Annotated in this window: 15 protein-coding genes and 1 pseudogene; 9 read left to right on the top strand and 7 right to left on the bottom strand. The window is 67.0% G+C overall.

Going from position 1 to position 12946, the window contains the following annotated elements; translation table 11 throughout:
• Positions 1 to 300: 300 nt before the first annotated feature.
• Together ACIQ8B_RS32630 and ACIQ8B_RS32625 are read left to right on the top strand one after the other, a co-directional pair.
• Positions 301 to 1605, top strand: a complete 1305-nt coding sequence (locus ACIQ8B_RS32630) for a hypothetical protein (protein WP_403551925.1) — start codon at positions 301 to 303, stop codon at positions 1603 to 1605.
• Between the two features lie 78 nt (positions 1606 to 1683).
• Positions 1684 to 2385 carry a DUF6461 domain-containing protein gene (locus ACIQ8B_RS32625; RefSeq protein ID WP_403551923.1) on the top strand — a complete coding sequence of 234 codons (702 nt, stop codon included), beginning with the start codon at positions 1684 to 1686 and terminating at the stop codon, positions 2383 to 2385.
• A gap of 193 nt (positions 2386 to 2578) precedes the next feature.
• Here ACIQ8B_RS32625 and ACIQ8B_RS32620 read toward each other — a convergent pair whose 3' ends face one another.
• From ACIQ8B_RS32620 to ACIQ8B_RS32605, 4 genes are all read right to left on the bottom strand, one after another.
• On the bottom strand, positions 2579 to 2965 hold the full coding sequence (locus ACIQ8B_RS32620; protein ID WP_403551921.1) for a transposase: 387 nt from the start codon (positions 2963 to 2965) through the stop codon (positions 2579 to 2581).
• Between the two features lie 24 nt (positions 2966 to 2989).
• On the bottom strand, positions 2990 to 3487 hold the full coding sequence (locus ACIQ8B_RS32615; RefSeq protein ID WP_391664422.1) for an HAD domain-containing protein: 498 nt from the start codon (positions 3485 to 3487) through the stop codon (positions 2990 to 2992).
• Entirely contained in the window at positions 3484 to 4737 is a 1254-nt protein-coding gene (locus ACIQ8B_RS32610) for an IS256 family transposase (RefSeq protein WP_403551919.1), read from the bottom strand. The genes ACIQ8B_RS32615 and ACIQ8B_RS32610 overlap by 4 nt, the downstream gene beginning before the upstream one ends.
• Positions 4738 to 5006: 269 nt before the next feature.
• Positions 5007 to 6149, bottom strand: a complete 1143-nt coding sequence (locus ACIQ8B_RS32605; protein ID WP_403551917.1) for an ISAs1 family transposase — start codon at positions 6147 to 6149, stop codon at positions 5007 to 5009.
• 182 nt (positions 6150 to 6331) lie between these two features.
• On the opposite strand from ACIQ8B_RS32605, the gene ACIQ8B_RS32600 reads away from it, so the two are divergent.
• The 5 genes from ACIQ8B_RS32600 (at position 6332) to ACIQ8B_RS32580 (ending at position 9158) form a co-directional block, all read left to right on the top strand.
• Complete coding sequence (locus tag ACIQ8B_RS32600; RefSeq protein WP_403551914.1) at positions 6332 to 6760, top strand: NucA/NucB deoxyribonuclease domain-containing protein; 429 nt, start codon at positions 6332 to 6334, stop codon at positions 6758 to 6760.
• Positions 6761 to 6775: 15 nt separating this feature from the next.
• Positions 6776 to 7306 carry a hypothetical protein gene (locus tag ACIQ8B_RS32595; RefSeq protein WP_403551912.1) on the top strand — a complete coding sequence of 177 codons (531 nt, stop codon included), beginning with the start codon at positions 6776 to 6778 and terminating at the stop codon, positions 7304 to 7306.
• 328 nt (positions 7307 to 7634) lie between these two features.
• Positions 7635 to 8363 carry a methyltransferase domain-containing protein gene (locus ACIQ8B_RS32590; RefSeq protein WP_403551910.1) on the top strand — a complete coding sequence of 243 codons (729 nt, stop codon included), beginning with the start codon at positions 7635 to 7637 and terminating at the stop codon, positions 8361 to 8363.
• A 146-nt stretch (positions 8364 to 8509) separates the two neighbouring features.
• On the top strand, positions 8510 to 8737 hold the full coding sequence (locus ACIQ8B_RS32585) for a hypothetical protein (protein WP_403551908.1): 228 nt from the start codon (positions 8510 to 8512) through the stop codon (positions 8735 to 8737).
• Positions 8738 to 8765: 28 nt separating this feature from the next.
• Positions 8766 to 9158 (top strand): hypothetical protein, encoded by a 393-nt coding sequence (locus ACIQ8B_RS32580; protein ID WP_403551906.1) that lies wholly within the window; start codon positions 8766 to 8768, stop codon positions 9156 to 9158.
• Positions 9159 to 9170: 12 nt separating this feature from the next.
• Here the strand turns inward: ACIQ8B_RS32580 and ACIQ8B_RS32575 are convergent.
• The 3 genes and pseudogenes from ACIQ8B_RS32575 to ACIQ8B_RS32565 all read right to left on the bottom strand — a co-directional run.
• Positions 9171 to 9668: pseudogene (locus ACIQ8B_RS32575) on the bottom strand (transposase); the annotation flags it as partial.
• A gap of 76 nt (positions 9669 to 9744) precedes the next feature.
• Positions 9745 to 10464 carry an IS6 family transposase gene (locus ACIQ8B_RS32570; protein ID WP_403551904.1) on the bottom strand — a complete coding sequence of 240 codons (720 nt, stop codon included), beginning with the start codon at positions 10462 to 10464 and terminating at the stop codon, positions 9745 to 9747.
• 105 nt (positions 10465 to 10569) lie between these two features.
• Positions 10570 to 11526 carry a LysR family transcriptional regulator gene (locus ACIQ8B_RS32565; protein ID WP_403551902.1) on the bottom strand — a complete coding sequence of 319 codons (957 nt, stop codon included), beginning with the start codon at positions 11524 to 11526 and terminating at the stop codon, positions 10570 to 10572.
• A 91-nt stretch (positions 11527 to 11617) separates the two neighbouring features.
• Between ACIQ8B_RS32565 and ACIQ8B_RS32560 the strand changes: the two genes are divergently transcribed.
• A complete protein-coding gene (locus ACIQ8B_RS32560) occupies positions 11618 to 12463 on the top strand; it encodes an alpha/beta fold hydrolase (protein ID WP_403551900.1) in 846 nt (281 codons plus the stop codon).
• The gene (locus tag ACIQ8B_RS32555; protein ID WP_403551897.1) at positions 12460 to 12894 is read left to right on the top strand and encodes an MFS transporter; all 435 of its coding nucleotides are present in this window, start codon (positions 12460 to 12462) and stop codon (positions 12892 to 12894) included. Before ACIQ8B_RS32560 ends, ACIQ8B_RS32555 begins: the two co-directional genes overlap by 4 nt.
• Positions 12895 to 12946: the final 52 nt, after the last annotated feature.

The following is a 12946-nucleotide window of genomic DNA, read 5'->3' as shown; positions in this document are numbered from 1 at the left end:
TACCGCAGCCACCTCATAGACGGCTGCCTCGCCGAGACGGGACTGACCATCAACCCCTGATCACCGAAGCCGACATCACGAGTTCAACCTCAGTAACCGGATGGCTTTTTTCAATTACCCAGCAGTTTGGGATGCGTTACAGTTACAGCAACCACAAAAGGGCTTTCTGAGCCAAAAGGTGATTCCCCGTCATCATTTTTCAGTCACTCCGCACACCTGCGCCACAGCCGTCCGTAGGATCCCTCACGAATCCCGCGCATCTATTCGGGTGTCCTGAGTGTGCACGAGGGAGAGAAATTGATGAATCGTCACGCCCGGCGGCTGTCCTCATTAGCAGCCTCGCTGGCAGCAGTAGCCTCTCTTTCCTTGGCAGGTAGCGCCAAGGCTGCTGACGAAGCCCAGCAGCCGGAGAACAGACAGCAGGCGCTCGGTGTCGCCAAGACCGTTGACCTGCCGACGGAGCCTGAGCGTGGCCAGGCAATGGTTAGTATCGAGGAATCGTGTTCTCCCGTCGCCGCCTCCGAACGTGCGGCCTTAGGTGGCGCGGTCAAGGCGTGCGTCGAGACAAGGCCGATGAAGGCATCCAGCACCGTAACGGCGCGGACTGCCGAGGAGGCCGACACTGTCGAAGCCTGCGACATAACCAAGCCGGGCAAGTGGACCTGGGAACGAACTAAAGGCATATGCCTGAACGGCAAGGAAGTGACCTTCACGCTCAGCGACGAACAGGGCGCCGTCCTGGGTACTGCTCTAATAGACGTCAAGAGCAGCATGAACCTCAGGTACGACAGCCTCACCTGGAACGAACTGATCACCGTCAAGGTGACCAAGGTGACCAATGCCGTAAGCAACGTCAATATCAAATTCGACGTGGACTGCACCTCGAGTTGTTCCCCGACCAACAACCGCCCCTGGACTGGGACAAAAACCCTCGGCCAGGGCGCAGAGGCATCCGGATCGGTCACCTACACCAGCAATGTAGCTTCCGGTATGCGGGACAATATCCGCACCAAATACCACATGTACATCACCGCGACGGGCACCACCCCCACCAAGCCGAACGTCAGTTGGGAGCTCCCGTACCAGGCCAATCTTCGCTGCGACGCCGAGCTCACCACACCCGGCTGCGTCTTCTCCGACATTCGCGCCAGCCTCAAATACTCGCTGTCCGACCCGAAGCACGCCGCAGCTTCGGCGGCTTACAGCTTCGCTCAGGGCCGCCTGCGCGACTGGGCCCCGCTGACTCGGGCGGACGGCCTCAACACAGCCAACCGGAAGCGGACCTGCGAGGAGGGAAGCAGCGACCCGTTCGTACATATGTACGATGAAGTTCTGGGGGACACCTGTGACGAGTTCCCCTTCGCCGGCTCCCTCGAGGGAGGGACCGACGGCGCTCTGTGCGCCGACATCATCCCGCGGTACGAGGACGGGGCATGGTGGATCTATCCGGCTCGGACTGACAAGCCGTTCACCTACGAAGAGCCGTGCGTGCGTGCCCACGTCTCCGGGGAGGCCAATTCGTCTGCTGGCGGCAAGTATGGTGCGCTCGTGAAGAGCGCGCGCATCCTCGACATCGAGAAGTACAACGTCTCCGTCATCGAGTAACAGAGGAGACAGCAGCACTACGCCGGGGCCCCGAAAATAATGCTCGGGGCCCCGCCCGGCAAACCCGAAGGAGCCCCAGTGAAAAACTCCACCACCGGGCCATGGGCATGGGCCGAGGATCCGCGCGCCGTGATGTGGTGCGTGACCATCACCTACGGCATCACTCCTGAAGAAGTGCTCGCCCGCTACGGAGCCGACGCCCGCACCGCCCGGCTTCTCACCCGGCAGCAGGCCGCCCAGCTGGCCGGTGACGACCTGCCGGAGGGTTCGGTACTGCGGGCAGGGCGGACGGGTGACTGGTCGTTCTGCTTTGAGGACTACGGGGTCATGGGATGCATGTCCGGCCCGTTGTCCGCGCTGTCCCGCGGCACGGAGACCTTCAGCGTACTGCGAGGCGGGGACGGTATGAACGGCTTCGCCTACTGGCGGGACGGACAGTGCACCGAGCGGTTCGAGCCGGGCGCCACCGGCACCAAACCTCGTCCTCCACACCCCTGGTGGGATGCAGTGCAGGGGCGGCTAGACGCATCGAGCGAAGAATTCCCCGGCCTCGTCCCGGTACTGGAAGCGACAGCGCGCCACACCAGAGCCGTACTCGACACGGGCATCCTCGACGGGCCGCTGCTCACCCTGCGGCTCGATGACAGCGACCTCACCCCCGCCCCTCAAACTCCCCAGCAAGCACCACGGCCTCCCAAGGGCGTGCGGGGCGTCCCCGCCCGGCCTGGACCACCCCCGCCACCCACCATGAGGCAAGCCGTCAACGTCCCCGTCACCTGAGGTCGGCAGTCGCCCGTGCTCTGGACCATGTAGGGCTCGGGCAGCCCTCCGGCTTCACCCACGAGGTGGTGTTCCGGCGGTGCCCTGACTGCCAGGAGCACAACATCGCGTGAGGACGACTTCGTCTGCGTCTTCTGCGGCAGCGATCTGCCGGAGACGTGGAACGTGGATCCTACCGCGTAACGGCCGAGGGTCACAGCCACTCGTTGATGGCAGCGACGAGGACAGTCGCCTCGTAGCGGACCGCGAGCTTGTCGTATCGCGTGGCGACAGCGCGGTGCCTCTTGAGGCGATTGATCCCGCACTCGACCGCATGGCGCTCGCGGTAGTCGACCGGGTCGAAATGCGGTGGCCGGCCGCCGCAGGAGCCGAGCTTCTGGCGGTTGCGTGCCTGGTCGGCCTTGTCCGGGATGGTGCAGCGGATTCCGCGGCGGCGCAGGTAGGCGCGGTTTCTGCGGGAGGCGTACGCCTTGTCTGCGCGGACCCGATCAGGGCGGACGCGTGGCCGGCCCGGTCCGATGCGGGGCACGCGGACTTTCTCCAGTACGGGTTCGAACTGCGGCGAGTGAGCAATTGTCAATTCCTGTGGATCACCGCGGGAGCCTCAAGTGGCCCGCAGCCATTGATCGAGGATCGCGAAGTCTTCGTTGGTGAGGCCGCGGGATGACGCGATGCGGTGGAGGAGGGCCGGGGTGGGGTGGTGGGTGGACACCCAGTCCCGATCGGCATCGGTGATCTCGTCGTCGACCCAGACGAACGGGCGTCCGTCCGCCCATGCCGCCAAGGTTCGGGTCTTCCAGTGGAGCCCGTACCACTGGTCCTCGCGTTCATGCTCGTCGGAGGGTTCCGGCCAGTGCACGACCGGCAGGGGTGGCAGGCCGAGCCGCGGTGCTATGTCGGTGTTCGCCTCCTCCTCCCAGGTGGTGGCCCAGACCAGCTCGCACGGCAGTGCCGCGAGGCGAGGCCCGACGCGCGGGTCGAGCCGCGTCAGGTGCGAATCTGTCGCGGTGCCTGACGGCTCGCGCTGCGGGCCGTCGCCGAACGGCAGGAGAGGTCCGTCGACGTCCAGGAACAGCAGCGGGCGTTCCTTGCGCTCACTCATGCCGCAGCCTCTTGCTCACGCTCGACCAGGACGCCGCGTTCGAAGCGGGCGCCGTTGCGGACGAGGGCGACGAGGTGGGGTGCGGTGATCGCGCGCCAGCGGGCCTGGGCGGACTCGGCGAGCTTGAACACCATCGCCAGGGCCGCGGCCGGGCTGCCGGCGCCGCGGGTGACCTTGGTCCGCAGCTTTACCGTGCTGAAGGTCGACTCGATCGGATTTGTCGTGCGCAGGTGGACCCAGTGCTCGGCCGGGAAGTCGTAGAACGCCAGGAGTTCATCGACGTCGTCGGTGATCTTCTTGACGGCCTTGGGCCACTTCCCGCCGTAGGCACGCCTGAAGTCCTTCACCGCCTTCTCGGCGTGATCGCGGTCCTCGGCGTTGTAGATCTCCTGCAGCGCCTTCTTCGCGCCGGGCTGGGCCGATTTCGGCAGAGCGTTGACCACGTTCCGGGTTTTGTGAACCCAGCACCTTTGATGTCTGGCCTGCGGAAACACCTCGGCCAGGGCCCGCCACAGACCCATGGCTCCGTCGCCGACGACGAGCTCGGGATCGCGCATGCCGCGCCGGCGGCAGTCCCGCAGGAAGTCGGCCCAGGACTCGGTCGACTCGCGCAAGCCCTCGGCGAGCGCGATCAGCTCCTTGCTGCCGTCGGTGCGCACGCCCATGAGGACCAGGACGCAGGAGCGGGCCTGGCCGAGGCGGACCTTGGGGTGGACGCCGTCGGCCCACACGTACACGTAGTCGGATCCGGACAGGTCCCGGTCCTGGAAGGCGGCGTGGTCGTCGCTCCACTGTTTAGTCAGCCGGGTCACCGTGGCCGGCGAGAGCCCAGCGGCCGAGCCGAGGAACTGCTCCATCGCGGGCACGAAGTCGCCGGAGGACAGACCGTGCAGGCAGAGCAGGGGCAGGACCTCGCTGATCTTCGGGGACTTCCGGCACCAGGGGGCGAGGATCTTGGACGAGAACCCTTTGCGCTCGCCCGTCTCGCCATCGACCCGCTTGTCGTTCACCCGCGGTGCCTTCACCGCAATCGGCCCGGCGGCGGTGGCCACCGTCCGCTCGCGGTGGTGGCCGTTGCGGACCACCAGACGGCGACCGGCCTCGTCCCGCTCGCCCGCCAACTCGGCTATGTACTGGTTGACTTCGGCTTCCAGAGCCGCGGCGAGCATCCGACGGGCGCCCTCACGGACGATGTCGTCCATCAGGGAGCCGCTCTGGGTGGTGCCGTCCTCGTTGACTACGCTCAGCACGGGCGTGCCTTCCCGACCCGCGCTGCAACGCGGGCCTACTCGATGACCAGAAGTCGATCACTCGGGAAGGTACGCCCTCCGCGTTCCGCGAGGCACCCCTCCCGAGTCCGATCCACAGGTCTTGAGCATTGCTCTACAGAAGTCGACGCCTACCGCTCGGGCGTCCGCTTCGACTACGCCGGACCGGTTGCCGGCAAGTACAAGGGAACCGTGTTCACCGAGGCCCGCGTCGAACCAGGGTCCCTTGCATGATCGAGGTCTGTCCGGATTCATCCGGTGATGCCGAGGGCGGCCAGGGGCCTTCGCCAGTCGCGGGCGGTGTGACGTAGGGCGGCGGCGATGTTGGTGTGGCCGTCCTGGCGGTGGACTCCGATGGCGAGGTTGCGCAGGCCGGCCATGATGCGCGGGAGATGGCCGACATGGATTGTGGAGTCGTCCTCGTGGAACGTTCGGTCGCGGACGTGGTGCAGAAGGTTTTCGATCTTCCAGTGGCCTCTGATCCAGTCGGCGAGCTGGGCGCCGGTGACCGCGCCGGGCGGCAGGCTGGTGATCAGGTAGACGCGCTCGATGGTGAGCTTGCCGCTGGTGAAGTCCTTCCTCCAACGCACGACTTGAAGGGCCTGGCGGGCGTCGGGATAGCCGAGGTGGGCGAAGGCGGCGGTCTTCAGCCGACGGATCTCCAGGCGGTGGTGGGCCCGGGTGCGGTCGTAGTGGTCGAGCGTGATCTCGCGCCAGGGCAGGCGGCGGACGCGGTCGAACAGGCCGGGCTGGTTGGCCTTGACCTGGGCGATGTAGTGGGCACCGCGCTCGCGGAGGTAGGTGCCGTGAGCGTGCTGGGTGTGCAGCGCGTCGGCGGTGATGACCGTGCCGGTCAGGTCGACGCTGTCCAGCAGGGGCCGGAAGGCGGGGATCTCGTTGCTCTTGTCGGTGACCTGGCGCTGGGCCAGGACGTGGCCGGTGTGGTCCATCGCGGCGAGCAGGGTGACGTGCCCGGTGACGTGGGTGCGCGAGCCGCGCAGGGCCTTGCCGTCGACAGCGATCGCCCGCGGTCCGGGGCCGGCCGGGGTGGCGCGGGCGGTGAGGAAGGCGCCGATCGCCCGGTCCAGGGCGTCGCCGTCGAGCTGGACGAGCAGACGGCGCAGGGTGTGGGGGTGCGGGACGGACACGGTGCCGGTCAGCGGGTCGACGGGGAAGCCGAGAACCCGGCAGGCCCACGCGGGGATGTCGCCGATCCATTCCGTGATCGCGGTGAGCGAGCGGGCACCGGCCAGGACACTGGCAGCGGCCGCGGCGGCCAGGGCGGACAACCGGTAGCGGCGGCCACGGACGCCTCGCGGATCGGGCACCAGACCCAGGAAACCGGACAGCGCGACCGCGTCCGCCAGCGGGACCGGCGCGGCAGTCCGGCCCAATTGGTCCAGCGCGGTGGGGATGGGAGAAGATGCAGGAGCAGGCACGGACTCGCCAGGTGTTCATGGGACTTCGACACTCACATGATCACCGAGACCGTGCCTGCACTGCGTCCACCCCCTGCCCGAACCGGGACGTCCCCTCCAGGACCGGACCAGCACGACGTTCCGGACGGATCGCGATCATGCAACGGCCCCTGCGCGTCGAACTGAGCATGAGCCAGAGCGACCCGAATGTCGACGAAAGCGTTCTGCACATCTACGACGCGCAAAATCGGCCGGAGCGGACCTTCCCGTCCTGGCCGAACAAGACCGTCCCCGGCGCGACAGAGCCGCTGCACCGGCTCATCGACGCGGACGAGCAGCAGAAAAACCGCAACAAGTCCATCGCGACCTGCAACAACGTCTGGGGCGACTACAGCGGGACGTCCCTGCAGTGCGACGAGTATCCCTTCGCTTCAACCAAGGAAGGGTCGAACAAGGGCGACGACCGGTACTCCGTCCGCCTGATCGACAAAACCGACAATGAGGAAGGAGGACGTCGGCTCAACACGATGTATACCCTCAACCGGATACTGGACGGCGACCCGTTCTACGTGAAGATCACCCGCTGAGAGAAAGGCCCGTTCATGGGGCTCCTGTCCGAGTACAGCGTCAACGCCGTCCCCGGCCGTCGCTTCATCGAGGTCTATGACGCCGACGCCTACCTCGACGACGCAGCCGCCATGGACGCCGCACGCCGACAGGTGGTGGCCGGCAACGGCTACCACCTGTACCTCTACAGCCTTCAGGCCGACATCCCCGCCCAGGTCGACATCCGCATCTGGGACGCACCGCCCCCTGCTCCGGGAGACGCCGAAGGCCACGCCGCCATCACCCTCGAGTCCGAGACCGGAGCGCTGGTCGTCAACCAGCTCAGCTACGGTCCCGCCGGGGACATGACCTTGCCCCGCCCAGGTGTGTACCGGGGAACGGCCTGGTGGACCGGCCGCCAGGCCATGGGCAGTTATCACGAAGCGACACTGCGCGATCTGGCCGCATCTGGACCGGAAGCCCGCCTGGCGGACGACTGGAGGCACACACCCTCCCATACCGAACGGTATGTCCTCGATCTGGCCTGGGTAAGCGACCCGTCTCCGCTGGGGATTGAAGACGACTGATGATCCTTTGAACGGAACTGCGGACGTCGCGGGACGTGATCCCGCCTGCAGCAGTCCTCTGCGCAGCGAGCTTAGTAGTCGTTGTCGTTCGATCTTGAGGATTGGGTGTCGAACCGGTGTCTCGTTCGGGTAGCTTGCGGCTGGTCGCGAGCATGAAGACAGGGCCTCTTAGTCCCGCAGCAGCGTTTGTCTGCAGGTTCGGGCGGCAGCTGATGATCTTGAAGGTCGTGGATGTTGACGAGAAATGACGTCAGCTGGGGAACGGAGTGTTTGACTGGCCTGTATGTCATCGACTCTTGGTGTGCCCCGGCCCGATCAGGCTTCCTACATGCTGCGGGCTGCCGCTGGCGACGCCGGGCGCGCGTACAAGCAGCAGTTGCTGGACCTGTTGGATCTTCAGGCAGGCCAGACTGTCCTGGACGTGGGATGCGGCCCGGGCACAGACCTGCCAGCGCTGGCAGAACGTGTCGGAGACAGGGGCACAGTGATTGGGGTCGACCGTGACCCGGCCATGCTTGCCCAGGCTCGCGAACGCACGAACGATCTGCACCGGGTGGAGATCCGTGAAGGGGACGTGCACGCTCTCCCCGTCGAGCCGGGCACGGTGGATCGGGCCAAGATTGACCGAGTCCTCATGCATGTTGTCGACCCCGCAGAGGCTCTTGCGCAGCTCCATCGTGCAACTCGGTCAGGCGCGCGAATCGGCCTTGCCGAACCCGATTGGGACACCCTGATCGTTGACGCTGAGGATCTTGAGACGAGCCGCGCTTTCACTCGCTACACCACTGCAGAAGTGGTCCGCCATGCGACCATCGGACGCAGTCTTGCGCGTTTCGCCGAACAGGCAGGCTTCTGCGTGGAAGCTGTACTCGCCACGACACCTGTCTTCTGTGACTTCCAAGAGGCGGACCACACTCTGGGACTCGGCCGCAACATGCAGCAAGCCATCAACGAGGGCCGCATCGACCGAGACCGCGGCCATCGCTGGTTCGCCAGCCTCTCCCAGGGGCCGTTCTACGCGTCGTTCACTCTTGTCAGCGTGATCTGCTCCCGCTGATTCAGCCTGCTTTGGCGGGTGCTTCGGCTCGTGCTCGGGTGCTGGCGAGGCGGTAGACACCTCACGGTGCCAAGCGGTCAAGCCGGGGTCGTGAGAGGCCGGTGTAGCCTTCTGGCTGTTCGATTTCAGGCAGGGGGTGGGATGCGATGGACGTAGTGCGGGTCATGGAGTCGTTGGCAGAGCAGGGCGTGACGGTGTTGCTCAAGGTCGACGCCGAGCACATGCGCGATGCGACGAAGCCTTGGACCTTCGTCGCGAGCGGGGCTCCGCTTCGGGATGATCTCTTGGTCCGCGCGGACGCCGTCTCTCTGGAGGCGTGCCTGGAGGTCTGCCTTCCGCGGCTGCGCGAGTTTGGTTTGGTGATTTCCGATTGACGGCGCGGTCCAGGGCGGGCAACGAGCTGTGATTGAGCTTCCCGAAGGGTCATGGTGGGACTGGGACATTGTCGCCTGGGAACCCGGGCGGTTGCGTCTGGGCGCCGGGCACGACATCTCGTATGCCCACGGCCTGGAGTTGGTGTTCGGCGACCCGGTCTTTGTCACGTGCCCGGCCGCCTTCCAGGATCCTGTGTTTCGTGCGCCGACGCCTGACGAGGTCCGGCTCATTGCCCGGCAGGTCGGCGAGGCGCCTCCCGTACTAGTTGCCTTCGAGGCCGATGCGGGCGGGCCGAGTCTCGCTTCCGGCCTGATCGCAGCTGGGCAGCTCGACATCGTCCAGGAGACCGTCTTCCGGTACTGGCGCGAGAACCTCGCGGTCGGGGAACGTCTGGCTCCCTGGGTGAAATCTCCGGCCTGATCGGTCCGCGACCTATGCGGTCGCCGCACCAAGTACTTCGCCCGAAAGTGGGAAAGCAGCGAGTTCGTCGAACAGTCGGCGGTTCTTGAGGCAGTGGTAGAGCTGGCCGAGCAACCGGTTGAAGAGATTGTGCTGGGCGGCGGCGTGCCAGTCGGAGTGCTCGTCGCGGCGGCGTCGGTAGTGGGCTTTGGCTCCCATGGAGGCCGTCAGGGAGGCGAAAGCCCAGAGGTATGCCGCATGGTTGAGACGGTCGTTCTTCACCCAGCGCCGGGTGATGCTCGACTTCTTCCCCGAGGCCCGGGTGATGGGTGAGGCGCCGGCGTAGGCCTTCAGGCCACGGGCGTCGGCGAACCGGGTGCGATCGTCTCCGATCTCGGCCAGCACACGGGCCCCGAGCTGGGTGCCAAGGCCGGGAAAGCTGAGAATGATCTCCGCGTCAGGATGCTGCGGGAAGACTTCCTCCACCGCCCGGGCGAGTTCGTCCGCGGCGGCGCAAGCGGCTGTGAGCTGGGCGCTGTCACGTTGTTGGGTGTGTGAGTGCCTGACGGGGTGCCGGGTGTGGTGGGGCCGGGTGCCGGCCCTGGACTCAGGCCGCGGCAGGCCGGCCGGTGACGCCGGTGATGTGCTTCCAGTTTGCGAAGCGGACGGTCATTTCTGCGCGGTAGTTCGGGGTGGTCATCAGGTGGCGGCGGGGCCGGAAGTGGGGTGAGGTGCCGCTGAACGCGGAGAGGAACCGGTGTGCTCCGCCCACGGAGCGGAAGCCTTTCAGCGTCCGTTCGCGTTGCCGGGTGGGCTGGTGGCTGTTCTCCGCCCGGTTGTTCAGGTACTTCGACTGTCGGTGCTCGACGCAGGGCATGACCTCGCGGAGGGCCGTGTCGTAGGAGCGGAGCTTGTCGGTGACGACCACCCGCGGTGGCGTGCGGGTCTTCTTGAGGAGCCTGCGGAAGAAGCGTCGGGCTGCGGCCTTGTCCCGCCGGTTCTGCACGAGGATGTCGAGGACGTGCCCGTCCTGGTCGACGGCCCGCCACAGGTACTGCAATCGCCCGTTGATCTTGATGACGACCTCGTCCAAGTGCCACTTGTCCCCGAACTGGGGCTGTCGACGGCGCAGCGCGCCTGCGTAGGTCTGCCCGAACTTGCTGCACCAACGGCGGATCGTCTCGTAGGAGACGACGATCCCGCGCTCGAGCATCAGCTCCTCGACCTCGCGGAACGACAGCGGGAAACGGAAGTACAGCCACACACAGTGGGAGATGACCTCGACCGGGTACCGGTTACCCTTGCACGACGGCGACGCGCTCCTCACGGACGACCCTTCCCAGGTTGATCAACCCGAAGATCATCCCACCGGTCAGCCAACGTGACAGTGCCGCGTGAGGTGATGCGCACAGGGACCGATGCCCACACCGCATCACTTGTGGCGGTCTTCTCCTCGTGATCCCAGTGGGCCGAGCTGGTGGTCGAGCGCGGCACCGACGTCGGGGCAGTTCGTGCGGATGACGTCGAGGAAGGCGTTCAGAGCCGGGGAGCGGTCCCGGGTTAGGAAGGACAGAACGAGATCGGGCAGAGGGGTGCGCGGGGTCACCTCGCAGAACCACGTGCCCCGTCGTGGGGCCGTCAGCATGCGGGAGGGGCCCAGGCCGACACCCACCCCGCAGGCGGCGAGGCCGATGATGGTGTGGATGTCCCTCGCGACGGTCGCGCCGGAGAGCGCCGGGGAGTCCTTGCCCAGCAGGGCCCGCAGCCCGGTGACGACGGCGGGCTCGTCCTCGCCCGGTGCCACGATCAGCGGCTGTTGCCGCAGTTGGTCCACGTCCACCGACGACTGACCCGCGTACGGGTGCGTGCTGCTCACGACCGCGACCAGGTGATCGTGGCCGATCGGGACTGATATTAACTGCTCGGCCCCGACGCCCCGTGGCCGGCCGAGGCCGATCCCCACGTCCAGTTCGCCCGCGACGAGCGCCGCCGTGCTGCGGTTGGTGGCCATCTCGTGCAGTTCCAGGCGCACGTCGGGCCGTTCGCGACCGAACCGGCCGAGGACGTCCGGCAGGGGTTCGAGCAGCGCCGAGGCGATGAACCCCAGGCGTAGCCGGCCCGTCTCGCCGCGTGCTGCCCTGGCCGCGTCGACCGAGGCCGCCGCGATTTCGTCGAGCGCCCTGCGGGCCCGAGAGAGGAAGGCTGCGCCCGCAGCCGTCGGGAACACCCCCTGGCGGGTGCGATCGAACAAGCGGCTGCCCACCTCCCGTTCGAGGTCGGCGATCTGCTTGGACAGCGGAGGCTGCGCGATGCCCAGCGCAGCGGCCGCCCGGCCGAAGTGCTCGTGCTCGGCGAGGGTCAGTGCGTACCTCAGGTGCCGCGCTTCCACGTCAGCCTCCAGTCATATCTCATAGGTATCGTCGATCAGCTTCCCAAATCTTTTACTGGATGATCGAGACCGGGCCGCGTGGAATGCAGTCATGACTCATCCTTCCTCCGCAGATACTGTCTTCGTCCTCGTGCACGGGGCCTGGCACGGCTCCGGGCAGTGGGCGGCGACGCAGCGCGCACTCGCCGGACTCGGTGCCGCGAGCATGGCCGTCGACCTGCCGGGGCACGGCTTCGACGCACCGCTGCCCAGCGGATACCTCCAGCCGGACCAACCGGGCATGTTGACCGAAAAGTCCGCGCTCGCCACCATGACGATGGACGATTGCGCCGAGGCCGTACTGGACACGCTGCGCCAGGCCCGCCACCACCGTCGCGTCGTGCTCGTCGCGCACAGCGCGGGCGGCGGCCCCGCGTCACTGGCCGCCGAGAGTGCACCCGAACTGGTCGACGAAATCGTCTACCTCTCGGCCTTCGTGCCCGCCGGACGGCCGCGATTCTTCGACTATCTCGACTCGCCCGAGAACGCCACGGCACGAGGTCAGAGCCTCAACCTCGGCGACCCCGGGGAACTGGGCGCCGTGCGGATCAACCCGCTCTCACAGGATCCCGCCTACGTCGAGGAACTGCGGCAGACCCACTACCACGACACCGCTCTGGACCGCTTCGACCGCTGGCGCTCGGCACTGAGCCCCGATCTGCCGCTGGCGATCCCGACCACGCCGGTCATCGTGACTCCGCAACGCTGGGGGCGCGTACCGCGGACCTTCCTGCGCTGTGCGGACGACCGGGCGCTGCCGCCGGCCGTGCAGGATTTGATGATCGCGGAGGCCGACCGGGCCATGCCCGGAAATCCGTTCACCGTGCGCACCCTCCCGGGCAGCCACAGCCCGTTCGCCGCCCGGCCCCGTGAGCTCGCTGCGGCTCTGCTGCCGTGAGCGGCCATCGCCTGGTGTTGCCGGTGGTGCTCAGCGCCACTTTCGTGCAACTGCTCAACGTCACTGTCGCCCAGGTCGCCGCGCCTTCGATCCAGGCCGGCCTGGACGCTTCTTCCGGCGCCGTGCAACTGGTCCTGGCCGGATACACCCTGACGTACGCGTGCCTGCTCATCCCCGCCGCACGGCTGGGCGACCGGTACGGCTACCGCCGACTGTTCGTGGCGGGCACCGTGGTCTTCACCGCGGGCTCGGTGGCTGGCGCGTGTGCCCCCGACACCGCATCACTGATTGCGGCCCGGCTGGTGCAGGGCGCGGGCAGCGGCCTGGTCGCCCCCCAGGTCCTGTCGCTCATCCGGGCCGCTACCCCCGCAACACGCCGACCGCGTGCGCTAGGGTCTGTTGTGAAAGTGCTGGTCACAGCCACTCGTTGATGGCTGCGACCAGCACGGTCGCTTCGTAGCGGACGGCGAGTTTGTCGTACCG

The organism is Streptomyces sp. NPDC096105, from assembly GCF_044763335.1.
Lineage (GTDB): Bacteria > Actinomycetota > Actinomycetes > Streptomycetales > Streptomycetaceae > Streptomyces.
This window is presented reverse-complemented; position numbering and strand designations above follow the sequence as displayed.